Here is a 22,998-nt window from a genome sequence, read left to right on the forward strand (position 1 = left end):
CTCCAGGGAGGGATCGATCCATGGCGCCCGGCGGGAACCGCGGCTGGCTGCTCCGCCTCGTCCTCGCCTTCGGCTTCGCGCAGGGGGCTGTGTCGATGGCCCGGCCCGCCGTCTCCTACCGGGCGCTCGCGCTGGGTGCCGACGAACGCGCCGTCGGCGTCATCGCCGGCGTCTACGCCCTGCTCCCGCTCTTCGCCGCGGTGCCGCTCGGCCGGCGCACCGACCACGGCCGCTGCGCGCCCCTGCTCCCGGCGGGCGTGGTCCTGATCTCCGGCGGCTGTGCGCTGAGCGGACTGGCCGGCTCCCTCTGGACGATGGCCCTGTGGAGCGGGGTGATGGGCCTCGGTCACCTCTGCTTCGTCATCGGCGCCCAGTCACTCGTCGCCCGCCAGTCCGCGCCGCACGAACAGGACCGCAACTTCGGGCACTTCACCATCGGCGCCTCGCTCGGCCAGCTCGTCGGCCCCGTCGCCGCGGGCGCCCTGATCGGCGGCCCCGACATGGCCCGCAGCAGCGCGCTCGCCCTCGTGGTGGCGGGCGCCGGCGCGGCGGCCGCCTTCACCTCGCTGTGGCGCATCGAGGACCGTACGGCCGTCAACTCCCCTGCCTCGCAGGGCGACCGGGTGCCGGTGGGCCGCATCCTCGGCGCCCGTGGGGTGCCCGCGGGCATGCTCATCAGCCTGTCCGTCCTGTCCGCCACCGACGTCCTCACCGCCTACCTCCCGGTGGTCGGCGAACACCGGGCCATCGCCCCCTCGGTCATCGGCGTCCTGCTGAGCCTCCGCGCGGGCGCCACGATCGCCTGCCGCCTGGTCCTCACCCCGCTGCTCCGGCTGCTCGGTCGTCCCGCGCTGCTCGCGCTGACCTGCTTCCTGGCGGCGCTGCTGTGCGCGGGAGTCGCGCTGCCGGTGCCGGTGTGGGCGCTCGGTCTCATGCTCACGGTGCTGGGTTTCTGCCTGGGCGTGGGCCAGCCGCTGTCGATGACGACGGTGGTGCAGGCGGCGCCGGAGGAGGCCCGCTCCACGGCGCTCGCACTGCGCCTGACCGGCAACCGGCTGGGCCAGGTCGCCGCGCCGGCCGCGGCGGGCCTGGTCGCCGGCCTGGCGGGGGTCGCTGCGCCGTTCGTGATGCTGGGGGCGTTGCTGCTGCTGTCGTCGGCGGTGGGAATGCGCTCGCCGGGGCGGCCCGAGGGGGCCGGACGGGTGGCGGGGGAGCGGGCGGGGCGCTCGGGATTGCGCCGCACGAGCGATCTCTGACGGCGCGTCGTGCGTCGGTGCCGCGTGTCGAGGCGTCCATCGCGCAGAGTCCAGGCGAAAGAGCGATTTGTATGAAAATCGTCTGACTCGGAGGAATGTGCATGCCCACTCAGACCTCACCACGTGCCTTCGGTTCCCGTGCGGGCGCCACTGTCGTCCTCGCCGCCCTCGCCGCGGTGGGTTCGTCGTGGGTGGCGGCACCGAACGCGGTTGCCCAAGGAGAGAACGGCGACATCAGAGTGCACAGCGTGGGCGTGCCCTACGGTGTCACGAAGGATGAGCCAGTGGTCTGCAAGTTCTACCTGGACGCCGTCAACTTCGACATCCTGCCCAACATCCCCTACATCATCCAGGCGCAGCCCCCGCTGCCCAGCGCGGCCACCGTCACCGGCGTCATCACGCTCGCCGGCGGTGCCGGGCACACCGATGTGATCGGCCTGACCGACGGGCAGTACAAGCTCACCTGGGTTGCGGCGGGTGCCGTCAAGGAGAAGCTCTTCCGCGTCAACTGCCACGACCGGCACGACGAACACGGTCCGAACGGGCAGATCGAGGACCACCGCGGCGACCACGACCACGACCACGACCACGACCACAGAGACCATGACGGCCCGGGCTGGGGTGGGAAGGACGACGATCCGCCGCGCGGTGGTGTGCACGCGGGCGGCGGCGGCCTCGTCGACACCGCCGCGGCGTACTCGCCGGTGGCAGCGGCGGGTGCCGTGGGTCTGACGGCGGTCGGCGGTGCCGTGTACTTCCGGCGGAACCGCCGGCGGCTCGATGGCGCCGCGTAGGCGCAGGCCCTGGTACCGGACCCGCGCCTACCGCCTCGCCAGGACGGCCCTGCTGGTGACCGTCCTGGTGACGGTCGGGAGCCGGTGCGGGGGCGGGCACCCCGGGCCCGGCCGGGCGGGTGACCCGGACGCGCTGGCCGCCGGCGGAGCGGGCGCGAGCGGGGAGGAGTCCTGTCCGCCCCCTGCCGAGCCCCCGCCGGACCCGCTGCCCCGTTCCCGGCCGACGTCGTTCCGCATCCCCTTCCTGGGCATCGACGCACCGATCACGGCCATCCGGCTCGACAAGGACCGGCAGCTGGAGACTCCGCCCGTGGACAAGCCCAAGCTGGTCGGCTGGTACGAGGGCGGCCCCACGCCGGGCGAGTACGGCACCGCGATCGCCGTCGGCCACCGGGACACCATGACCGGACCGGCCGTCTTCGCCGCGCTCGCCCAGGTCAAACCGTGCAAGCTCATCGAGGTCAAACGCGCCGACGGCCGTACCGCCGTCTACACCGTGGACCGGATGAAGGTCTTCGACAAGGCGGGCTTCCCGGACAAGGAGGTCTACGCCCCGGCCGGGCGACCGGAACTGCGCGTGCTGACCTGCGGCGGCTTCTACAACCGCCGGACGGGCTACACCAGCAACGTCGTGGTCTTCGCGCACCTGACCGCGACCAAGTAGCGCGCACCCGACCGCGACCACGTAGTGGGACGGGCCGCGCGCAGCCTTCCCCCGGCCCGCCACATTCCGTTAACTTCCGTGACGCACAGGCCCCGTTCGACCCGCGGGGCCTTCGGACCACGGAGCAGCGGCGCTCCGGACAGCCCCCGGGGGCGGCAGGCATGACACGCGCCATCGAACTGCACGACGTGAGCAAGTCCTACACCCGCGGCACGCGCGTGGTCGACGGGCTCTCGCTGGACATCGCGCCCGGCGAGTTCCTGGTCCTGCTCGGCCCCTCCGGCTGCGGCAAGTCCACCGTGCTGCGGATGATCGCCGGCCTGGAGGACATCGACGCCGGCGAGCTGCTGCTCGACGGCGAGCGCGCCAACCACTGGCAGCCCTCCGAGCGGGGCATGGCCATGGTCTTCCAGAACTTCGCCCTCTATCCCAACATGACCAGCGCCGACAACATCGGCTTCCCGCTGCGCATCGAGGACCCCGGCGCCGACCCCGCCCCGCGTGTCTCGGCCACCGCCCGCATGCTGGGCATCGAGGACCTGCTCGACCGCTTCCCGAGCCAGCTCTCCGGCGGCGAGCGGCAGCGCGTCGCCATGGGCCGGGCGATCGCCCGCCACCCCTCCGCCTTCCTGATGGACGAGCCGCTGTCCAACCTCGACGCCAAGCTGCGCAACCGACTTCGGGCCGAAATATCGCAGCTGACCCGCGAGTTGGGCGTCACCACGGTGTACGTCACCCATGACCAGGCCGAGGCGATGTCCCTCGGCGACCGGGTCGCCGTGCTGCGCTGCGGGGTGCTCCAGCAGGTCGGCACCCCGCGCCAGGTCTACGCACTGCCCCGCAACGTCTTCACCGCCGCCTTCATCGGCACCCCGCGCATCAACCTGCTGCGCGGCCTGGTCCGCGCCCCGCTGGACGGCGCCATGACCATCAGCCTCGGCAAGCAGGCCCTGCGGCTGCCCGAACCGCTCTGTCTTGACCACCAGTTGCTGCGCGTGCAGCAGGGCCGCGAGGTGATCGTGGGACTGCGCTCGGAGGCGGTGCGCATCGCCAAGCACAGCTCCGCCCGGCCGGGGGAGGTGGCGATCACCGGGCTGGTGGAGCACGTGGAGTTCCAGGGACACGAGATCCTCGTTCACTTCAACACCGGCTCCCGCCCCGCCGTCGTACCCGACCTGGAGGCCCCGCGCCCGGCCGCCCGGCCGAACCGACGCCGCCGCAGGGAGGGCCCGACCGTGCTGGACCGGCTGCGCGAACGGACGGGGGCACGGCGCGCCGGACCGGTGGTGGTGCTCGAACACCCCGAGGACGGTGAAGGCGAGCCCGCGCCGCCGGAGGGCCGGCTCCCCGGCGACCTGGTGGTGCGCACCACCCCGGACCTGCGGCTGCACCACGGCATGCAGGTCCCGCTCCTCGTCGACCTCGCCCATCTCTTCGTCTTCGACCAGCAGGGCGACCGCATCTGCCCGTCCCCCGACCGGCTGCCCGACCTGGACGAGTGAGCTCCGACACCCGCACGAGTGGGCACGGGCCGCCCCGGCGATGATGTCCTGTACGTCCGCGTCGCACCGCGTCCGGCGCCGGAGTGCGTCTGGCGCCAAAAAACTAACGCCGCTAGTTTGTGTGCCGGACGACGCAGACCCGCCGGGAGGAACGCAGCATGAAGGCACACGACGGCCTGTACATCGACGGCGCCTGGCGCCCCGCCGAGAGCACGGAGGTCATCGAGGTCGTGAACCCGGCCGACGAGCAGGTCATCGCCCGGGTCCCGGCGGGCGGCGCGCTGGACGTCGACACCGCCGTACGCGCGGCCCGCGCCGCCCTGCCCGCCTGGGCCGCCACGCCGCCGGCCGAGCGCGCCGCGCGCCTCACCGCCCTCCGCGACACCCTCGTGGCCCGCAAGGACGAGATCGCCGGCACGGTCACCGCCGAACTGGGCGCCCCGCTGCCGTTCTCCCAGGCGGTGCACGCGGCCGTGCCGATCGCCGTCGCCGGCTCCTACGCCGAGCTGGCGGCGAGCCACCCCTTCGAGGAGAAGGTCGGCAACTCCACCGTCCTGCACGAGCCGATCGGCGTGGTCGGCGCGATCACCCCCTGGAACTACCCCCTCCACCAGATCGTCGCCAAGGTCGCCCCCGCGCTCGCCGCCGGCTGCACGATCGTCCTCAAGCCCGCCGAGGACACCCCGCTGACCGCCCAGCTGTTCGCCGAGGCCGTCCACGAGGCGGGCGTACCGGCGGGCGTGTTCAACCTGGTCACCGGCCTCGGCCCGGTCGCCGGCCAGGCGCTCGCCGAGCACCCGGGCGTGGACCTCGTCTCCTTCACCGGCTCCACGGCGGTCGGTCGGCAGATCGGCGCGGTGGCGGGCGCGGCCGTCAAGAAGGTCGCCCTCGAACTCGGCGGCAAGTCCGCCAACGTCATCCTGCCGAGCGCCGACCTCGCCAAGGCGGTGAACGTCGGCGTGGCCAACGTGATGTCCAACTCCGGCCAGACCTGCAGCGCCTGGACCCGCATGCTGGTCCACCGCGACCGGTACGAGGAGGCCGTGGAGCTGGCCGCCGCGGCCGCCGCCAAGTACGGCGACCGCATCGGCCCGGTCGTCAACGCCAAGCAGCAGGCGCGGGTGCGCGGTTACATCGAGAAGGGCATCGCCGAGGGCGCCCGCCTGGTCACCGGCGGTCCCCAATCCCCGCACGAGAAGGGCTGCTTCGTCAGCCCCACGGTCTTCGCGGACGTCACCCCGGACATGACCATCGCTCAGGAGGAGATCTTCGGCCCGGTCCTGTCGATTCTGCGGTACGACGACGAGGAGGACGCCCTGCGCATCGCCAACGGCACCGTCTACGGCCTCGCGGGTGCCGTCTGGGCCGGTGACGAGGCCGAGGCCGTCGCCTTCGCCCGGCGCATGGACACCGGCCAGGTGGACATCAACGGCGGCCGCTTCAATCCCCTCGCCCCCTTCGGTGGCTACAAGCAGTCCGGCGTCGGCCGGGAGCTCGGCGCGCACGGACTCGCCGAGTACCTCCAGACCAAGTCCCTCCAGTTCTAAGGAAGCACGCGAACCCATGGCCGTACGAGCCGCCGTCCTGCCCGCCATCGGCGCACCCCTGGAGATCACCGGCATCGACCTGCCCGACCCGGGCCCCGGACAGGTCCGGGTCCGCCTCGCCGCCGCCGGTGTGTGCCACTCCGACCTGTCCCTGTCCAACGGCACCATGCGCGTCCCCGTCCCGGCCGTCCTCGGCCACGAGGGCGCCGGCACGGTCGTGGCCGTCGGCGAGGGCGTCACCCATGTCGCCGAGGGCGACCCTGTCGTCCTCAACTGGGCCCCGTCCTGCGGAAGTTGCCACGCCTGCACGCTCGGCGAGGTCTGGCTGTGCGCCAACGCCCTGAACGGCGCCGCCGACGTCTACGCCCGCACCACCGACGGCACCGAGCTGCACCCCGGCCTGAACGTGGCCGCGTTCGCCGAGCAGACCGTCGTCTCCGCGTCCTGCGTGCTGCCCCTCCCGGCGGGGGTGCCGCTGGTGGACGCCGCCCTCCTCGGCTGCGCCGTCCTCACCGGCTACGGCGCCGTCCACCACTCGGCGAAGGTCCGTCCCGGCGAGACGGTCGCCGTCTTCGGCGCGGGCGGCGTCGGCCTCGCCACCCTCCAGTCGGCCCGCCTCGCGGGCGCGTCCAGGATCATCGCGGTCGACGTCTCCCCGGAGAAGGAGGAACTGGCCCGAGCGGCCGGCGCGACGGACTACGTCCTCGCCTCCGAGAACACTCCGCAGGAGATCCGCGCCCTCACCGGAAAACAGGGCGTGGACGTCTCGGTGGAGTGCGTGGGCCGCGCGGTGTCGATCCGCGCCGCCTGGGACTCCACCCGCCGCGGCGGCCGTACGACGGTCGTCGGCATCGGCGGCAAGGACCAGGAGGTCACCTTCAACGCCCTGGAGATCTTCCACTGGGGCCGCACCCTGTCCGGCTGCGTCTACGGCAACACCGACCCCGCACGCGACATCCCGGTGCTCGCCGCACATGTGCGGGAGGGCCGCCTGGACCTCTCCGCGCTGGTGACGGAGCGGATCGCCCTGGAGGGCATCCCGGCCGCCTTCGAGAACATGCTCGCGGGCAAGGGCGGCCGCGCGCTGGTGGTGTTCTGAGGCGGATCAGCGCACGTTCTCGGGTCGCGGCCGCGCATCGGCCGCGACCCGGACCACCCGGCCCCCGCGGGCCCGGGACCGCGACACGGCCACACCCGCGAGACACAGCACCCCACCGGCCATCGTGAGCACGCCCGGCACCTCACCGAGCACCAGCCAGGACATCAGCACCACCAGTGCGGGCACGGCGTACGTCGTCGCGCCCATCCGGCTGGCCGTGCTGCGGGCGAGGGCGTAGGCCCAGGTCGTGAACGCGAGCGCGGTCGGAAAGACGCCCAGGTAGAGCATGTTGAGGGTGGCCGACAGGGGCGCGTGGGCCGCCTGGTGCACCAGCTGCCCGGCGAACGGCAGACAGCCCACCGCACCGACCAGACACCCGAACGTCGTCACCTGCAACGCGCTCCCGTGCCCCAGCGCGGGCTTCTGCGCCACGACCCCGCCGGCGTACGCCACCGCGGCGAGCAGACACAGCACCACCCCGAGCACGGAGTTGCCCCCGCCGCCGGACATCGACAGCCCGACGGTCACCGCACCGGCGAACGACACGGCCATGCCCGCCAGCAGCCGCGGCGGCATCGGATCGCCCAGCAGCCGGGCCCCGAGCAGGGCGATCAGCAGCGGCCCGACATTCACGACGAGCGCCGCCGTCCCCGCGTCCACCTGCTGTTCGCCCCAGTTCAGCACGACCATGTAGAGCCCGAACCACAGCACCCCGGACAGCACAATCCCCCGCCAGGCGGCCCTGGGAGGCAGCCCTTCCCTCCGTATCGCCCAGATGACCCCGAGTCCGAGGGCCCCGGCCGCCAACCGCCCAAGGGCCAGCGCACCGGGGGAGTAGGCCTCGCCCGCACTCCGGATCGCCACGAAGGCGGAGGCCCAGAGGACGACGGTCACGCAGGCGGCGCCGGTGGCGAGCAGTCGGGCGCGGCTTCGGTTGGTGCTCATCATGCTCCTGAGGTCAGGTACGGATCGTTGACTGGGCTGGCGGATATCGGACGGCCACACAACGTCCCGCCCCGGTGGCCGGATTCAGCGGAGCGCCTCCGAAGTGATCCCCAACAGGTCCGACAGCACCCGCTCCCCCGAAGGAGTCACCTTCACGGCCCGGGCGGAGCCGATCCGCACGCACCACCCCGCCTCCAGCGCATGCCGGCACAACGCGGCCCCGGCCGCCCCCGCGAGATGGGGCCGCCGCTCGGTCCAGTCCAGGCACGCACGGGCCAGCGGACGCCGACCCGAAACCTCCAGCGGAATACCCGCCGCGCCGAACCACTCCACCCCCGCGTCCGTCAGTGCGAACCCCGTGTCCTGCCGCAGCAACCCCCGGAGGGTCAGCGCATCGGTGACCGCCATCCCGAGCCGCCCCGCGAGGTGGTCGTAACAGGTACGCCCCCGGGCCATGGCCGCCCCGGCACTCGACTCGCGCAGGCTGCGCGGAGCCCCCCGTACGGCCGCCGGAGGCACTCGACCGGCCAGGTCCTCGACGAGCTGCGCCGTGTGCGCGTCGGCCAGCCGCACATACCGGTGGCGTCCCTGCCGTTCCTGCGCGAGCAGGCCCCCGGCCACCAGCTTGTCCAGGTGCTCGCTGAGCGTCGACGCCGCGACCCCCGCGTGCCGGGCCAGCTCACCGGCCGTCCAGGCCCGCCCGTCGAGCAGCGCCAGCAGGCATGCGGCCCGGGTCTCGTCGGCGATCAGGGAGGCGAGCGCGGCCAGACCGGCTGCCTGCGGATCCTTGGCGGTCATGCCGACCAGCATGCGGTACGGACACTTCGGCCCCCACCGAATTATCGCTGCACGCCCGGCTGCACCTGCTGCCGTACCGCCTCGTACTGCTGCGCCAGCCCGTCCAGCAGCGCCGTGAGCCCGGTCTCGAAGGCCCGCTCGTCGATCTTCTCCTGCTGCTCGGCGAGCAGATGGGCCTGGCCGAGATGGGGATAGTCGGCGGGATCGTACGCGCTCGCGTCGTCCACGAACCCCCCGGCGAACGAACCGAGCGCGGAGCCCATGATGAAGTACCGCATCAGCGCGCCGATGGAGGTCGCCTGGGCCGGTGACCAGCCGGCGTCGACCATGGCGCCGTAGACGGCGTCGGCGAGGCGCAGCGCGGCGGGACGACGTCCCGGCCCCCGTGCCAGGACCGGGACGATGTTCGGGTGGTCGCGCAGGGCGGCCCGGTAGGAGACGGCCCAGTCGTGCAGCGCGGTGCGCCAGTCCCGGCCGTCCTCGAACATCGACAGGTCCACCAGACCGCTCACCGAGTCGGCGACCGCCTCCAGGATCTCGTCCTTGGTGCGGAAGTGGTTGTAGAGCGAGGGGCCGCTCACCCCGAGCTCGGCGGCGAGCCGACGGGTGGAGACGGCCGCCAGGCCCTCCCGGTCCACGAGTTCCCGGGCCGTCTCGACGATCCGGTCGGTGCTGAGGAGGGGCTTGCGCGGTCGGGCCATGGCGCACATAGTAGGGCTGCGAACAGAAACTAGCAGTGCTAATTTAAATGTACGGATTTCAAGTGGGGTGATCTCGTGGTGAACCTGGAGCTCAGTGAGGAGCAGACCGCGGTCCGGCAGCTGGCCCGGGAATTCGTGGCAGGTGAGATCGCTCCGCACGTCGTCGCGTGGGACCGCGCCGAGGAGGTCGACCGGGGCATCGTGAAGAAGCTCGGCGAGGTGGGTTTCCTTGGTCTGACCATCGACGAGGAGTACGGCGGCTCGGGCGGCGACCACCTCGCGTACTGCCTGGTCACGGAGGAGCTGGGGCGCGGCGACTCCTCGGTGCGCGGCATCGTCTCCGTCTCGCTGGGCCTGGTGGCCAAGACGATCGCCGCCTGGGGCGGCGAGGAGCAGAAGCGGCGCTGGCTGCCGGGGCTGACCGCGGGCGAGTACGTCGGCTGTTTCGGCCTCACCGAGCCCGGCACCGGCTCCGACGCGGGCAACCTCACCACCCGTGCCGTACGCGACGGCGACGACTACGTCATCAACGGCGCCAAGATGTTCATCACCAACGGGACGTGGGCGGACGTCGTCCTGCTCTTCGCACGCTCCACCGACGCCCCCGGCCACAAGGGCGTGTCCGCCTTCCTCGTGCCCACCGACACCCCCGGCCTGACCCGGCGCACCATCCACGGCAAGCTCGGCCTGCGCGGCCAGGCCACCGCCGAACTCGTCCTCCAGGACGTGCGGGTACCCGCGTCGGCGATGCTCGGCGAGGAGGGCAAGGGCTTCTCCGTGGCCATGTCCGCACTGGCCAAGGGGCGGATGTCGGTGGCCGCGGGCTGTGTCGGCATCGCCCAGGCCGCACTGGACGCGGCGGTGCGGTACGCCGGTGAGCGCGAGCAGTTCGGCAGGCCCATCGCCCACCACCAGCTGGTACAGGAACTGATCAGCGACATCGCCGTCGACGTGGACGCCGCCCGGCTGCTCACCTGGCGCGTCGCCGATCTGATCGACCGCGGGCAGCCGTTCGCCGTCGAGTCCTCCAAGGCCAAGCTGTTCGCCTCCGAGGCCGCCGTCCGCGCCGCGAACAACGCCCTCCAGGTCTTCGGCGGCTACGGCTACATCGACGAGTACCCGGCCGGCAAACTCCTGCGCGACGCGCGCGTGATGACCCTCTACGAGGGCACCAGCCAGATCCAGAAGCTGCTCATCGGGCGTTCCCTGACCGGGGTTTCGGCGTTCTGAGTACCGATCTGAGTACGCGAGCGGATGTGGCGCGGGCCACATCCGCCGATGCTCTTCCCATGAGTGACACACCGGTCAAACAGCAGAGCACGGCCGCCTTCTACGGTCAGGCCGTCGCGTCCTTCGCAGTCGCCATGGTGGCCACCGCCGTCGGCATCTACCAGCTCGGCGCCGACGCCTGGGTGCGCGCCTTCCTGGCCATCGCCGTCCTCTACCTCGTCACCTCCGCCTTCACGCTCGCCAAGGTGATCCGGGACCGCCAGGAGGCCGGGCAGATCGTCAGCCGCGTCGACCAGGCGCGCCTGGAGAAGCTGCTGGCCGAACACGACCCCTTCGAGAAGCTCTGACCGGCTGCACTAAGCGCCCGCTCACCTTCGGCGGTATGGTGGTGCTCCTGTCATCGAGAGGGGCGAGCGAGCGATGAGTACGGCGGAGGAGACGACCGGCGGCGAAGTGGAGCCGTGGGAAGAGGTCACCCCGGACGCGGCCCGGCGGCTGCTCGTCGCCGCCGTGGAGGCCTTCGCCGAGCGCGGCTACCACGCGACGACCACCCGTGACATCGCGGGCCGCGCCGGCATGAGCCCGGCCGCGCTCTACATCCACTACAAGACCAAGGAAGAGCTGCTCCACCGAATCAGCCGGATCGGTCACGACAAGGCCCTGGACATCCTGCGCACGGCCGCGCAGCGGGAGGGCACCGCGACCGAGCGGCTGGCCGACGCGGTCGGCTCCTTCGTCCGCTGGCACGCGGGGCGGCGCACCACCGCACGGGTCGTGCAGTACGAACTCGACGCCCTCGGCCCCGAGGCCCGCGCCGAGATCGTCGCGCTGCGCCGCCAGGTCGACGCCGAGGTGCGCGGGATCATCGACGACGGCGTGGCCTCGGGCGAGTTCGACGTGCTGGACGCCAAGGGCACCACGCTCGCCGTGCTGTCCCTGTGCATCGACGTGGCCCGCTGGTTCACCGTGGACGGCCCCTTCACCCCCGACGAGGTCGGCGCGCTCTACGCCGACCTCGTGCTCCGGATGGTCGGGGCGAAGTAGCGGGCCCCTGGGCTCACAGGTAGTACCGGGACACCGACTCCGCGACGCACACCGGCTTGTCGCCGCCCTCGCGCTCCACGGTGAAGGCGACGGTCACCTGGACGCCGCCGGCGACGTCCTCGACGCCGGTGATCTTCGCGGTGGCGCGCAGCCGGGAGCCGACCGGGACCGGGGCGGGGAAGCGGACCTTGTTGGTGCCGTAGTTCACGCCCATCCTCACGCCCTCGACCCGGATCAGCTGCGGGCCGAAGAGCGGCAGCAGGGAGAGGGTGAGGTAGCCGTGGGCGATGGTCGTCCCGAAGGGGCCCGCGGCGGCCTTCTCCGGGTCCACGTGGATCCACTGGTGGTCGCCGGTGGCCTCGGCGAACAGGTCGATGCGCTTCTGGTCGACCTCCAGCCAGTCGGTGTGCCCCAGCTGCTCGCCGACGGCCGCCTTCAGCTCGTCGGGGGAGGTGAAGGTCCTCGGTTCTGCCATGTTCCCGGCCTCTCGCTCGCCTCTTGCTCACATTTCTAAGCAACTGCTTAGCATGGTCGGGTGAGGGGCGCCTGTCAACGGATGGCCACCTGCGCCGGGCGACTAGGCTCTGAGGGGTGCCCCAGATCCCCGAGAAGATCCACGAGCTGACCGTCGGCCAGTTGTCCGCGCGCAGTGGCGCCGCCGTCTCCGCGCTGCACTTCTACGAGTCGAAGGGCCTGATCAGCAGCCGCCGCACCCCCGGCAACCAGCGCCGGTACAGCCGCGACACCCTGCGCCGGGTCGCCTTCGTGCGGGCAGCGCAGCGGGTCGGCATTCCGCTGGCCACGATCCGGGACGCCCTGGCCGAGCTGCCCGAGGAACGCACACCGACCCGGGAGGACTGGGCGCGGCTGTCGGAGAGGTGGCGCTCGGAGCTCGACGAACGCATCAAGCAGTTGAACCGGTTGCGCGATCACCTCACCGACTGCATCGGGTGCGGGTGCCTGTCCCTGGAGAACTGTGTGCTGTCCAACCCGGACGACGTGTACGGCGAACGGCTCACGGGCTCGTCCCTGTTCGGGGAGAGGCGCTGAGATGTGCTGGGGTCGCGGTGCCGGCGCCTTCGAGGCGCCGGCACCCCGCACGTGCGGGCAAGCGCCCGCCCGCCCCCCGGCGGAGGGTGTCTCACTCGTACTCGGTGCCGCCCTTCCGCGTGAGGTACGCCGGGCTCACCGCCTTGGCGATGGCCCGGCCCCCGGTCACCGGGCTGTACCGCTCCACCACGGGCCGTATCACCACGCCCTCCCGCAGATGCAGCCCCCGCCCGGACACTGTCTCCCGCCCGCTCGCGAACTCCAGCACCCGCGCGATGTCGTACGGCCCCGCGTACAGCCGGGGCACCACCGGCAGCTCGCCCTCCAGCAGTTCCGCCGCGTCCAGCCAGCGCACCGTGCCGTCCACGTCCGCCGAGACGTCGAACGCCGCGTAACCCAGCGTGTCCCGCCGCCCGTCGGCGCCGTACGACAGGTCCTGCACCCCCGCGCCGTACACCTCCCCGAAGATGCCGACCCGGCGTGCCCCGAGCCGCTTCGCCAGCCGGGCCGCCGCCTCGGCGACGCCGTGTCCCCGGATCGCCCGCCAGTACAGGTTCCGCGGATCCTCCTTCAGGGCCAGCGACTTGGCGCCGAAGCCCTTGGACGACACGTACATCCGGCCCTCGTCGGCGACGTACGTCAGCAGGCAGGCCGAGCCGTGGAGCTTCTCCGTCAGGACGACCGGCTCGCCCGGGGCGAAGATGTCCGGGTAACGCTGGATGTTCTCGATGTCGACCCATGACAGCAGGTCGGTGGCGGACTCCACCTCGCCGTTCATGGTCGGCGGGACCGGCGGCACCCACTTGGTGATGCCCAGCCGCTCCGCGAAGTCCGTGCCCTCGGCCGCCGCCCGCGTGAGGTCGACGTCCGCCAGCGCCTTCGGCCGGCACACGATGCCCTGCGACAACTCGCCGCGCAGCCGCACCGCCTTGACGCGGTTGGCCTCGCCGCCCGCGAGCCGTCCGGTCAGACCCAGCTCCTCGATCAGACCGGACGGGAGCACGGACTGCTCGGGTATGTAGACGGCGGCCTCACCGGTGCGGTACGCGCCCTTGGCGACGACGGCTCGGTACAGACCCACCTGGGCCAGCTCGAGAGCGTCGGCGTTCGGATGCTCGTGGACGGTCAGCACTTCGGCGGTGACCCGCAGCGTGGACATGGGACTCCCCGTGTTCATCGGTTCGGTTTCATCGGCTCCACTGTCCGGGCGAGAATCCGCTGGAGCGAGCGGATTTGGTGCTGGTAGCGTCCCCCTGACGCGGCGCCTGTTGCTGCAGTGCGCGCACGCGTTGTCGCTGGAACGACGCGTACTGGACCAGCGCTTCCGCGACCAACTGAGCATTTGTGGACGCGCGTCGGCCGTCGGGCAGGAACAGGGTGTCCTCCAGTCCGATACGGGTGGCCAGGGCCAGCCGTCCGGCCAGCCGCAGCACCGGCCAGGTGCCGCCCTCCTCGCCGTGCAGGAGCACCGGCCGGTCGTGGGCGCTCCCCAGCTCGGCCAGCAGGGCACGTGCCGATTCCTCGGCGGTCGCGGGGTCCGGGTCCGTCACCTCCGCCAGCACACGCAGCACCCTCGGCCCGAGGGGCGAGGCCGCGAACCGGGCCGCGCCGTCGGTACCGGACCAGATGCCCGCCTCGACACCCACGCCCATGGCGACGAGCTGTCCGGCAACCGCTTCGGCGCCCGGCTCATGCCAGTTGACCGAGGCGAAGTCGGGCAGCACGGACCAGCTGCGCACCCGGGCGAGCCGGGCCTGCGGATCGGGCTCCGCCCAGGCACCGGTCGTCACCCCGACCGGCACCCGCACCCGCGCCCGTATCGCCTCCAGGGCCGGAGCGAGGACGCGCGGGGAGAGGCTGTCGTGTCCGCACGGCGTCTTGGGGTGCACGTGGACCGAGCCGGCCCCGACCGCCACGGCCTGTGCCGCGGAACGGGCCATCTCCTCGGGCGACATCGGAATCCCCGCGCCGTCGGCGGCGGAACGGCTTCCGTTGAGACACACCTGCAGCATGCTCCGATGGTGCCAGTCACCACCGACAACGGCCCCGGTCACCGCACCGCGAGCGCATGGCCTCACCGCACCGCAGGGGGCGCGGCATCCCCTTCGCACCCCCCAGAAGAACAACGGCCCCCCGTTGACAGAGCACTGCTCAGGCCGACATCAGAAGCCGCCCCCGCCTGGCGTACCCCAGCGCCTGCGGCGTGAGCACCGGGCGTGGCACGAGGATGCCGCAGTCCGTGCAGACCGGGCCGGACGACGGCTCGTGGTCCAGGCCGTAGCGCCAGACCAGGCGGTCACCACCGCACACCGGGCAGGACGAGCCCGGTTCCCGGTTCAGTGCGGTGATCAGCCGGCGCAGCACCTCGGCCAGCGGCGCCTCGGGGTGGAGCCGCGGGTCGTCGCACCAGGCGACCCCGAAGCCTCCCCAGGTCAGCCGGTGCCAGTCGTCCACGCTGCCCGGCCGGCGCAGCCCGTCGTGCTTCTCCTTCCTGCGCCGCTCGGTGAAGTCGGTCTCGTAGGCGAGCCAGACGGACCGGGCCTCCTCCAGCTCCTCCAGTGCGGCCACGAGCCGCGCCGGGTCGGGGGAGCGGTCCTCGGGGCCGAAGCCCGCCCGGGAGCACAGATGGTCCCAGGTCGCCCGATGCCCGTAAGGGGCGAACTTCTCAAGGCACTTGCGCAGTGAGTAGCGCCGCAGTGCCAGATCGCAGCCCGGATCGCGTACCTGTCTCGCCAGACTCCGGAAACCGGCCATCGCCTTGCACCTCCGTCACACCTGCACCTGTACTTCGGTCACTTCGGCGTCGTCGCACGGACGTCGCCGAATAGACGTATCGACAGGCGATTCGGCTCCATCTCTTCGCGTGTTGTCTTCTGCGTTCTGCTTGAGGACTCCGGAAAGTGACGCATGTTCACCTTCAAAGCTGGGGATACCGGCGGTAACCTTCGGCCACCCCTGTCGCTAGGAGCCGCCATGCCACGGCGAACCCCACATACCACGCTTGACAGACTGAGAACGTCCCGCCGCTTCACCGGGTTCCTGAAGACGGCGTCCATATGCGTCCTCGTCGCCGGACTTCTCTCCCCCCTCGGCCAGACCGCCGCCGCGGCCGACGCCACCGCCTCGAACGACTACTGCGGCGGCCAGTGCTCGGACATCCTGCCGCCCGGCGAGAACGGCAACGCCACGCTCGCCCAGATCCTGCTCAACCAGGCCTTCGGCACCCAGCCCTCGCACGCCGAGGACCAGCTCGGCCCGTACGCGAATCTGGCGACCGGCTACAAGGGCCTCACGGACGCCACGATCAACAACTTCTTCAACGACGCCTCCTTCGGCGTCCCGTCCGACCAGGTCGCCTCCACCGAGAAGCCGGGCGGGCGCGGCGACGTGACGATCGTCCGCGACAAGAAGACCGGTGTGCCGCACATCACAGGCACCACCCGGTACGGTACCGAGTACGGAGCCGGCTACGCGGCGGCCGAGGACCGGCTGTGGCTGATGGACGTCTTCCGGCACGTCGGCCGCGGACAGCTGACCTCCTTCGCCGGCGGCGCGGCCGCCAACCAGGGCCTGGAGCAGGAGTTCTACCGCAACGCTCCCTACACCGAGGCCGACCTGCAGGCGCAGATCGACAACGCCGTCGCGAAGAACGGCGCCCGCGGCCAGCAGGCCCTCACCGATGCCAACGCCTACCTCGACGGCGTCAACGCCTACATCGACGCCTCGGACAGCGGCCGTTACTTCCCCGGCGAGTACGACCTGACCGGTCACAAGGACCCGATCACCAACGCCGGCACCATCGACCACTTCAAGATCACCGACCTCGTGGCGCTGGCCTCCGTCATCGGCTCGCTGTTCGGTTCCGGCGGGGGCGGCGAGGTCAACAACGCCCTCTCCCTGCTCGCCGCCCAGTCCAAGTACGGCGTCGAGGAGGGCACCAAGGTCTGGGAGTCCTTCCGCGAGCGCAACGACCCCGAGGCCGTCCTGACCGTCCACGACGGCCAGAGCTTCCCGTACGGCGGCAAGCCCGCGGACGCCAAGGGCGAGGCCCTGCCCGACGCCGGCTCGGTCACCCAGGAACCGCTGGTCTACGACCGTACGGGCAGCGCGGCCACCGCCGCCGCCAGGAGCACCTCGGCCACCGCCGCGAAGGCAACGCTCAGTTCGGCCAGGCGCGGGATGTCCAACGCGCTCGTGGTCAGCGGCAGGTACACCGCGAGCGGACACCCGATCGCCGTCTTCGGACCGCAGACCGGCTACTTCGCCCCGCAGCTGCTCATGCTCCAGGAGATCCAGGGCCCGGGCATCAGCGCGCGCGGCGCCTCCTTCGCGGGCCTGAGCATGTACGTCGAACTCGGCCGCGGCCAGGACTACTCCTGGAGCGCGACCACCTCGGGCCAGGACATCATCGACACCTACGCCGTCGAGCTGTGCCAGGACGACTACCACTACCTCTACCACGGCACCTGTACGGCGATGGACAAGGTCGAGCAGAAGAACTCCTGGTCGCCGACCACGGCCGACAGCACACCGGCGGGGTCGTACACCATGCGGGTGTGGCGGACGAAGTACGGCCCGGTGGAGTACCGGGCGACCGTCGGCGGCAAGAAGGTCGCCTACACCACCCTGCGCTCCTCGTACCTGCACGAGGCCGACTCGATCATCGGCTTCCAGATGCTGAACGACCCGGGCTTCGTCAAGGGCCCGAAGGACTTCCAGAGCGCGGCCCAGCACATCAACTACACCTTCAACTGGTTCTACGCCGACTCCCAGCACACCGCGTACTACAACAGCGGTGACAACCCGGTCCGCGCGTCCGGCGTCGACGCCGAGTTCCCGGTGTGGGCGCAGCCGGCGTACGAGTGGCAGAACTGGGACCCGGCCACCAACACCGCCGACTACACCCCGGCCTCGGCCCACCCCAACTCCGTCGACCAGGACTACTACGTCTCCTGGAACAACAAGCAGGCCCAGGACTACTCGGCCGCCGGCTGGGGCGACGGCTCCGTGCACCGCGGCAACCTGCTCGACGACCGGGTGAAGAAGCTGGTCGCGGCCGGCGGCGTGACCCGCACCAAACTGGTGCAGGCCATGGCGGACGCGGCCGTCGCCGACCTGCGCGCCGAGGACGTGCTGCCGAAGCTGCTCAAGGTGATCGACTCCTCCACGGTGACCGACTCCACGGCCGCCGCGGCGGTGAGCAAGCTGCAGGCGTGGCTGGACGCGGGCGCGGGGCGCACGGAGACGTCCGCCGGTTCGCACACCTACGCCGACGCCGACGCGATCCGCATCCTGGACGCCTGGTGGCCGCTGCTGGTCAAGGCGGAGTTCGAACCGGGCCTCGGCAGCGACCTGTACACGGCCTTCACCGGCAACCTGCCGGTGGACGAGGCCCCGTCCGCCGGTCACGGCCCGACCGGTTCGCACGCCGGAAGCTCCTTCCAGTTCGGCTGGTGGAGTTATGTCGACAAGGACATCCGTGCGGTGCTCGGGGAGAAGGTGCAGGGCGGGCTCGCCGAGAAGTACTGCGGGGGCGGCAGCCTCAGCGCCTGCCGGGACGCCTTGATCAGCACCCTCGACCAGGCGGCCGGGATGACCGCCGCCCAGGTCTACCCGGGCGACGACCAGTGCTCGGCCGGCGACCAGTGGTGCGCCGACTCGATCGTCCAGCGCACGCTGGGCGGCATCAAGCACGGCAAGATCAGCTGGCAGAACCGGCCGACGTTCCAGCAGGTGGTGGAGTACACGTCACACCGATGAACCGATCGGCGTGACGTGGGCGGCGGGTCAGGTGATGCGGCCCGCCGCCAGCACCAGCCGGGCCAGTTCGGGGTGCACTATGTCGCTGTGCGCCCCGGCCGGCGGGCCGCCCTGGCGGACGACCGCGGCCGCGTCGACGTTCACGCACCCCGACGCGGGCAGCGGTCCGGCGAGAGCCGACGCGAGGTCCAGCCGGGCGGTGCCCGGCACCGCCTGCACACCGTCGTGCCCCATGGCGCCCCACTCCGGCCCCAGCACGGCCGCGATCTCGCTGCCCACACACGAGCGGTCGTCCCCCGACAGCCGGGAGGCCAGCGGATAGAACGTGCCGAGCGCCGAGTCGAAGTGCGAGTAGCAGCACACCAGCGGGCCGTCGATCCGCCGCTGCATCTCCTTGAGCGCCCCCGCCTTGTCCGGGTCCTGCGGCAGCCGGTCCGCGAACGCGTAGTGGGAGAAGGCGCCTTGCAGGAGGGTCACGGACTTCACCGTGGCCACCCCGTCCGGCAGCCCGCGCAGCGCGAACGACACCAGCCGCCCGCCGAAGCTGTGCCCCATCAGATGCACCCGCACCCCGGGCGCCGCATGCGCCAACTGGCCGAGCACCGGCCCGAGCCCGTGCTCGCCGACGGTCCCGGCCCGCCGCTTCATCGAGTAGTAGGCCGCCTGCCGCAGCAGTTCCTTGGCGCCCTCCCAGGGGTTCGGGATGCTGAACCCGGCGGGTGCGCCGGGCGACCGGACGGCCGACAGCGCCTCGGCGAACTCGTCGCAGGCGGTCACCGGGTCCTCGCTGAACACCAGCGGCTCGCCCTCCTGACCGGTGTCGGCCGCACCGGGCCGCTCCCCGTCCACCAGCAACCGCACCAGCCGCCCGAACTCGGTCAACTGACCGTCCCCATCCGGCCGTTCGTCCAGCATCCGGGCCAGTTGGTCGATCACCGGGGCGCGCCCGGGGAAGGTCTCCAGCAGGGCACGCCGGGTGTCCTTGTCCAGCGCCGGACCCGGTGCCGCCTCAGCCGCCACGGCCGCCACCGACTTCGGGAAGTTCGGGATCGGCTCGTCGCTGAACCGCATCGACGGCCAGATCACGCCGACGTACCCGAGCCGGGCCCGTGGCGCGAGCGCCGGGACCGGCGCGAAGAACTGCCGGTACAGCGCCGTCGCGCCCGAGCGGTCGTTGTTCCAGCCGTGTGCGAAGACGATCAGGTCACGGACGCCGTGTTCCATGGCCTGGGCCGTCAGACGATCGCGTTCGGGGCCGTCCACGTCCCCGTCCGCGTCGAAGGTCAGCTCCCAGTAGGGAGTCACGCTCATCCCGGGATCCGCCATGCCAGGCTCCCTCGTCCCGCCGGAAACGATGCGTAACACTGTGCTGCGGACGCATCGTCCTGCGCCGGGGCGGGGTTGGCCATACACGGCGCCTCACCTGTTCCGCACGGCGTTCGGGCAGTGACCCTTCCTTCCTACATACCGACTGGTTAGTCTGGGGCGGTCAGAGCCGACGCGCGCCGCGCGAAGTCGTGTCGAGGGAGACCGATGGTGGAAGCCGTGCAGGATGCGGGAGTGGTCGTCACCGGGGCCGGCGGGGGGATCGGAGCCGCACTGGCCCGGCGGTTCGCCGCCGAGGGCGCCAGGGTCGTCGTGAACGACCTGGACGGTGAGAAGGCCAAGGCGGTGGCCGAGGAGATCGGCGGGATCGCGGTGCCCGGTGACGCCTCCGCGATCGTCGGCGACGCCCGCGACGCGCTGGGCGGCACCGTCGACGTGTACTGCGCGAACGCCGGTGTCGCCTTCGAGGACGGCGGCGCGGGCGGGCCGCTCGACGAGCGGTCCTGGGCGGTCGCCTGGGACGTGAACGTCATGGCGCACGTCCGGGCGGCGCACGAGCTGCTGCCCGGCTGGCTGGAGCGCGGCGCCGGCCGGTTCGTGTCCACCGTGTCGGCCGCCGGGCTGCTCACCATGATCGGCGCGCCCTCCTACAGCGTCACCAAGCACGGCGCCCACGCCTTCGCCGAGTGGCTGTCGCTGACGTACCGCCACCGGGGCGTGAAGGTCCACGCGATCTGTCCCCAGGGTGTGCGCACGGACATGCTGGCCGCGACCGGCAGCGCCGGGGACCTGGTGCTGCAGCCGACCGCGATCGAACCGGAAGCCGTCGCCGAAGCCTTGTTCCGGGGGATCGAGGAGGACCGCTTCCTGATCCTGCCGCACCCCGAGGTGGCCGAGTACTACCAGGCGCGGGCCGCCGATCCGGACCGCTGGCTGAGCGGTATGAACCACCTCCAGCGCAAGTGGGAGGAGGCCCGGTGAGCACTTCCCGGTACGCGGCGCGGCCCTGGCTGGCCCTGCTCGACGACGCCCTGTGCGCTCCGGTCGATCCCGCCGACTCGCTGGTGCACGCCCTGCGGGCCGCCGTCGCCGAGGCGCCCGAGCGCACCTTCCTGGCCTACTTCGACGCCCGGCTGAGCTACCGCGAGGTGGACGAGCTGACCGACTCGGTCGCCGCCCACCTGGCCGGGCGCGGGCTGGAGCGGGGCGACCGGGTGGCCGTGCTGCTGCAGAACTCCCCGCACTTCGTGCTCGCCGTGCTCGGCGCCTGGAAGGCCGGCGCGACCGTCGTCCCGGTCAACCCGATGTACAAGTCGGCCGAGATGGCGCACATCCTGCGGGACGGCGAGGTGGCCGCGCTGATCTGCTCGGACCGCGCCTGGGAGGCGTATCTGCGCCAGGCGGCGGCCGGGTCGCCGGTGCGGATCGTGCTCACCGGGTGCGAGTTGGATTTCCAAACTCGCCATGACGCACGCGTGCTCGGTTTCGAGCGGCTGCCGAAGGCGCCGGACGCCGACGACCTCGTGGCCGTCGCCCGGCAGGGCGGCAAGGCGCCCGAGGGCCGCGACCCGCGACCCGACGACATCGCCCTGATCAGCTACACCTCCGGCACCAGCGGCACCCCCAAGGGCGCCACCAACACGCACGGCAACATCATGCACAACGCCGAGCGGCAGCGGACCGGTCTCGCGCTGCCCGAGGCGCCCGTCTACTACGCGCTGGCCCCGCTGTTCCACATCACCGGCATGGTCTGCCAGTTCGGCGCCTGCCTGAACAGCGCCGGCACCCTGGTGCTCGCCTACCGCTTCGAACCCGGACTCGTCCTGGAGGCCTTCGCCGAGCACCACCCGCACTACACGGTCGGCCCGTCCACCGCCTACATGGCGCTCGCCGCCCACCCGGACGCCTCCCCGGAGCACTTCGCCTCCTTCGTGAACCTGTCCTCCGGCGGCGCGCCCGTGCCCCCGGCGCTGGTGGAGAGGTTCCGCGAGCGCTTCGGGCCGTACATCCGCGTCGGCTACGGCCTCACCGAGTGCTCCGGCCCGTGCGCCGCCGTCCCGCCCGGCCTGGAGGCCCCCGTGGACCCCGTCTCCGGGACGCTGTCGGTGGGACTGCCCGGCCCCGACACGGTCGTCAGGATCGTGGACGAGCAGGGCGAGGAGGTGCCCTTCGGGGAGCAGGGCGAGATCGTCGTACGAGGGCCCCAGGTGATCCCCGGCTACTGGCGGCACCCCGACGCCACCGCCGAGTCCTTCCCGGACGGCGAGCTGCGCACCGGCGACATCGGCTTCATGGACGAACAGGGCTGGCTCTATGTCGTCGACCGCAAGAAGGACATGATCAGCGCGTCCGGCTTCAAGGTGTGGCCACGCGAGGTCGAGGACGTGCTGTACACCCACCCGGCGGTGCGCGAGGCGGCCGTCGTCGGAGTCCCCGACGGCTACCGTGGCGAGACCGTGAAGGCGTACATCAGCCTGCGTCCGGGCGCCGAGGCGGACCCGGATGAACTCGCGGTGTACTGCAAGGAGAGACTGGCCGCCTACAAATACCCGCGCCAGGTGGAGATCCTGCCCGATCTGCCCAAGACGGCGAGTGGGAAGATCCTCCGGCGGGAACTGCGTTCCCGCACGCAGGACATTCGGTAAGCATCACGGAAAGGCAGGTGGCGGCAGTGCCCAGGACGACGGACGGAGACGGGACGCCCGTTCCGCAGCGGCTGCTGGCCGCCGCCACCCGGCTCTTCGCCGAGCAGGGATACGACCGCACCTCGGTGCAGGAGATCGTCGAGGCCGCAGGCGTCACCAAGGGGGCGCTGTACCACTACTTCGGCTCCAAGGACGACCTCCTGCACGAGGTGTACGCGCGCGTGCTGCGCATCCAGCAGGAACGGCTCGACCACTTCGCCGGCATGGACGCGCCGGTCGAGGAACGGCTCAGAGCCGCCGCGGCGGACGTGGTCGTCACGACGATCGACAACCTCGACGACGCGATGATCTTCTTCCGGTCCATGCACCATCTCAGCCCGGAGAAGAACAAGCAGGTCCGCGCCGAGCGCCGGCGTTACCACGAACGCTTCCGCGCGCTGATCGAGGAGGGCCAGGAGGCGGGCGTCTTCTCCACGGCGACCCCGGCCGACCTGGTCGTGGACTACCACTTCGGCTCCGTCCACCACCTGTCCACCTGGTACCGCCCGGACGGCCCGCTCACCGGGCAGCAGGTCGCCGACCACCTCGCGGATCTGCTGCTGCGGGCGCTGCGGCCGTAGCGGCGTCCCGCTACGTG

The 22,998-nt window shown here is 71.9% G+C and carries 22 protein-coding genes; 14 read left to right on the forward strand and 8 right to left on the reverse strand.

What is annotated here, in order from left to right:
* The first annotated feature begins 20 nt into the window (after nt 1–20).
* The 6 genes from ACFYZB_RS08435 to ACFYZB_RS08460 all read left to right on the forward strand — a co-directional run bounded on the left by ACFYZB_RS08435 (nt 21) and on the right by ACFYZB_RS08460 (nt 6,862).
* Nucleotides 21–1,256, forward strand: coding sequence for an MFS transporter (locus ACFYZB_RS08435; RefSeq protein WP_388755874.1), 1,236 nt, complete (start codon nt 21–23; stop codon nt 1,254–1,256).
* Between the two features lie 101 nt (nt 1,257–1,357).
* On the forward strand, nt 1,358–2,050 hold the full coding sequence (locus tag ACFYZB_RS08440) for a hypothetical protein (protein ID WP_388755877.1): 693 nt from the start codon (nt 1,358–1,360) through the stop codon (nt 2,048–2,050).
* Nucleotides 2,037–2,714, forward strand: a complete 678-nt coding sequence (locus ACFYZB_RS08445; protein ID WP_388755879.1) for a class F sortase — start codon at nt 2,037–2,039, stop codon at nt 2,712–2,714. The genes ACFYZB_RS08440 and ACFYZB_RS08445 overlap by 14 nt, the downstream gene beginning before the upstream one ends.
* A gap of 161 nt (nt 2,715–2,875) precedes the next feature.
* Entirely contained in the window at nt 2,876–4,216 is a 1,341-nt protein-coding gene (locus ACFYZB_RS08450) for an ABC transporter ATP-binding protein (RefSeq protein ID WP_388755882.1), read from the forward strand.
* Between the two features lie 158 nt (nt 4,217–4,374).
* Nucleotides 4,375–5,763: an aldehyde dehydrogenase family protein gene (locus ACFYZB_RS08455; protein WP_388755884.1), complete on the forward strand. Its 1,389-nt coding sequence runs from the start codon at nt 4,375–4,377 to the stop codon at nt 5,761–5,763.
* Nucleotides 5,764–5,779: 16 nt separating this feature from the next.
* Nucleotides 5,780–6,862 carry a Zn-dependent alcohol dehydrogenase gene (locus ACFYZB_RS08460; RefSeq protein WP_388755887.1) on the forward strand — a complete coding sequence of 361 codons (1,083 nt, stop codon included), beginning with the start codon at nt 5,780–5,782 and terminating at the stop codon, nt 6,860–6,862.
* A gap of 6 nt (nt 6,863–6,868) precedes the next feature.
* Here the strand turns inward: ACFYZB_RS08460 and ACFYZB_RS08465 are convergent, their stop codons facing one another.
* The 3 genes from ACFYZB_RS08465 to ACFYZB_RS08475 all read right to left on the reverse strand — a co-directional run bounded on the left by ACFYZB_RS08465 (nt 6,869) and on the right by ACFYZB_RS08475 (nt 9,306).
* Complete coding sequence (locus tag ACFYZB_RS08465) at nt 6,869–7,807, reverse strand: DMT family transporter (RefSeq protein ID WP_388755888.1); 939 nt, start codon at nt 7,805–7,807, stop codon at nt 6,869–6,871.
* A gap of 84 nt (nt 7,808–7,891) precedes the next feature.
* Entirely contained in the window at nt 7,892–8,605 is a 714-nt protein-coding gene (locus ACFYZB_RS08470) for an ArsR/SmtB family transcription factor (protein ID WP_388755890.1), read from the reverse strand.
* A gap of 41 nt (nt 8,606–8,646) precedes the next feature.
* Nucleotides 8,647–9,306, reverse strand: a complete 660-nt coding sequence (locus ACFYZB_RS08475) for a TetR/AcrR family transcriptional regulator (RefSeq protein WP_351206746.1) — start codon at nt 9,304–9,306, stop codon at nt 8,647–8,649.
* A 78-nt stretch (nt 9,307–9,384) separates the two neighbouring features.
* Here ACFYZB_RS08475 and ACFYZB_RS08480 point away from each other — a divergent pair, with 78 nt between their 5' ends.
* From ACFYZB_RS08480 to ACFYZB_RS08490, 3 genes are all read left to right on the forward strand, one after another.
* Nucleotides 9,385–10,536, forward strand: a complete 1,152-nt coding sequence (locus tag ACFYZB_RS08480) for an acyl-CoA dehydrogenase family protein (RefSeq protein WP_388756514.1) — start codon at nt 9,385–9,387, stop codon at nt 10,534–10,536.
* A 59-nt stretch (nt 10,537–10,595) separates the two neighbouring features.
* Nucleotides 10,596–10,883 carry a YiaA/YiaB family inner membrane protein gene (locus tag ACFYZB_RS08485; protein ID WP_351206744.1) on the forward strand — a complete coding sequence of 96 codons (288 nt, stop codon included), beginning with the start codon at nt 10,596–10,598 and terminating at the stop codon, nt 10,881–10,883.
* Nucleotides 10,884–10,956: 73 nt separating this feature from the next.
* On the forward strand, nt 10,957–11,580 hold the full coding sequence (locus ACFYZB_RS08490; protein WP_351206742.1) for a TetR/AcrR family transcriptional regulator: 624 nt from the start codon (nt 10,957–10,959) through the stop codon (nt 11,578–11,580).
* Between the two features lie 13 nt (nt 11,581–11,593).
* Here the strand turns inward: ACFYZB_RS08490 and ACFYZB_RS08495 are convergent, their stop codons facing one another.
* Entirely contained in the window at nt 11,594–12,055 is a 462-nt protein-coding gene (locus ACFYZB_RS08495; RefSeq protein WP_388755893.1) for a MaoC family dehydratase, read from the reverse strand.
* Between the two features lie 116 nt (nt 12,056–12,171).
* Between ACFYZB_RS08495 and soxR the strand changes: the two genes are divergently transcribed.
* Nucleotides 12,172–12,630 (forward strand): redox-sensitive transcriptional activator SoxR, encoded by a 459-nt coding sequence (gene soxR, locus ACFYZB_RS08500; RefSeq protein WP_351206738.1) that lies wholly within the window; start codon nt 12,172–12,174, stop codon nt 12,628–12,630.
* A gap of 91 nt (nt 12,631–12,721) precedes the next feature.
* On the opposite strand, the gene ACFYZB_RS08505 is transcribed toward soxR, so the two are convergent.
* From ACFYZB_RS08505 to ACFYZB_RS08515, 3 genes are all read right to left on the reverse strand, one after another.
* Nucleotides 12,722–13,789 (reverse strand): RNA ligase (ATP), encoded by a 1,068-nt coding sequence (locus ACFYZB_RS08505; protein WP_388755897.1) that lies wholly within the window; start codon nt 13,787–13,789, stop codon nt 12,722–12,724.
* Nucleotides 13,790–13,817: 28 nt separating this feature from the next.
* Nucleotides 13,818–14,642, reverse strand: a complete 825-nt coding sequence (locus ACFYZB_RS08510) for a 3-keto-5-aminohexanoate cleavage protein (RefSeq protein WP_388755900.1) — start codon at nt 14,640–14,642, stop codon at nt 13,818–13,820.
* Nucleotides 14,643–14,781: 139 nt separating this feature from the next.
* On the reverse strand, nt 14,782–15,384 hold the full coding sequence (locus ACFYZB_RS08515) for a hypothetical protein (RefSeq protein WP_351206732.1): 603 nt from the start codon (nt 15,382–15,384) through the stop codon (nt 14,782–14,784).
* Nucleotides 15,385–15,603: 219 nt separating this feature from the next.
* Here ACFYZB_RS08515 and ACFYZB_RS08520 point away from each other — a divergent pair, with 219 nt between their 5' ends.
* The gene (locus ACFYZB_RS08520; protein ID WP_388755902.1) at nt 15,604–18,390 is read left to right on the forward strand and encodes a penicillin acylase family protein; all 2,787 of its coding nucleotides are present in this window, start codon (nt 15,604–15,606) and stop codon (nt 18,388–18,390) included.
* A 27-nt stretch (nt 18,391–18,417) separates the two neighbouring features.
* Here the strand turns inward: ACFYZB_RS08520 and ACFYZB_RS08525 are convergent, their stop codons facing one another.
* Nucleotides 18,418–19,716 (reverse strand): serine-threonine protein kinase, encoded by a 1,299-nt coding sequence (locus ACFYZB_RS08525; protein WP_388755904.1) that lies wholly within the window; start codon nt 19,714–19,716, stop codon nt 18,418–18,420.
* 207 nt (nt 19,717–19,923) lie between these two features.
* Between ACFYZB_RS08525 and ACFYZB_RS08530 the strand changes: the two genes are divergently transcribed.
* From ACFYZB_RS08530 to ACFYZB_RS08540, 3 genes are read left to right on the forward strand one after another with little or no spacing between them, the layout of a single operon-like run.
* Nucleotides 19,924–20,697, forward strand: a complete 774-nt coding sequence (locus ACFYZB_RS08530) for an SDR family oxidoreductase (protein WP_388755906.1) — start codon at nt 19,924–19,926, stop codon at nt 20,695–20,697.
* The gene (locus tag ACFYZB_RS08535; protein WP_388755908.1) at nt 20,694–22,361 is read left to right on the forward strand and encodes a class I adenylate-forming enzyme family protein; all 1,668 of its coding nucleotides are present in this window, start codon (nt 20,694–20,696) and stop codon (nt 22,359–22,361) included. Before ACFYZB_RS08530 ends, ACFYZB_RS08535 begins: the two co-directional genes overlap by 4 nt.
* 26 nt (nt 22,362–22,387) lie before the next feature.
* On the forward strand, nt 22,388–22,981 hold the full coding sequence (locus ACFYZB_RS08540; RefSeq protein WP_388755911.1) for a TetR/AcrR family transcriptional regulator: 594 nt from the start codon (nt 22,388–22,390) through the stop codon (nt 22,979–22,981).
* The last annotated feature ends 17 nt before the right edge of the window (nt 22,982–22,998 follow it).

The organism is Streptomyces sp. NPDC001852 (assembly GCF_042891825.1).
Lineage (GTDB): Bacteria > Actinomycetota > Actinomycetes > Streptomycetales > Streptomycetaceae > Streptomyces.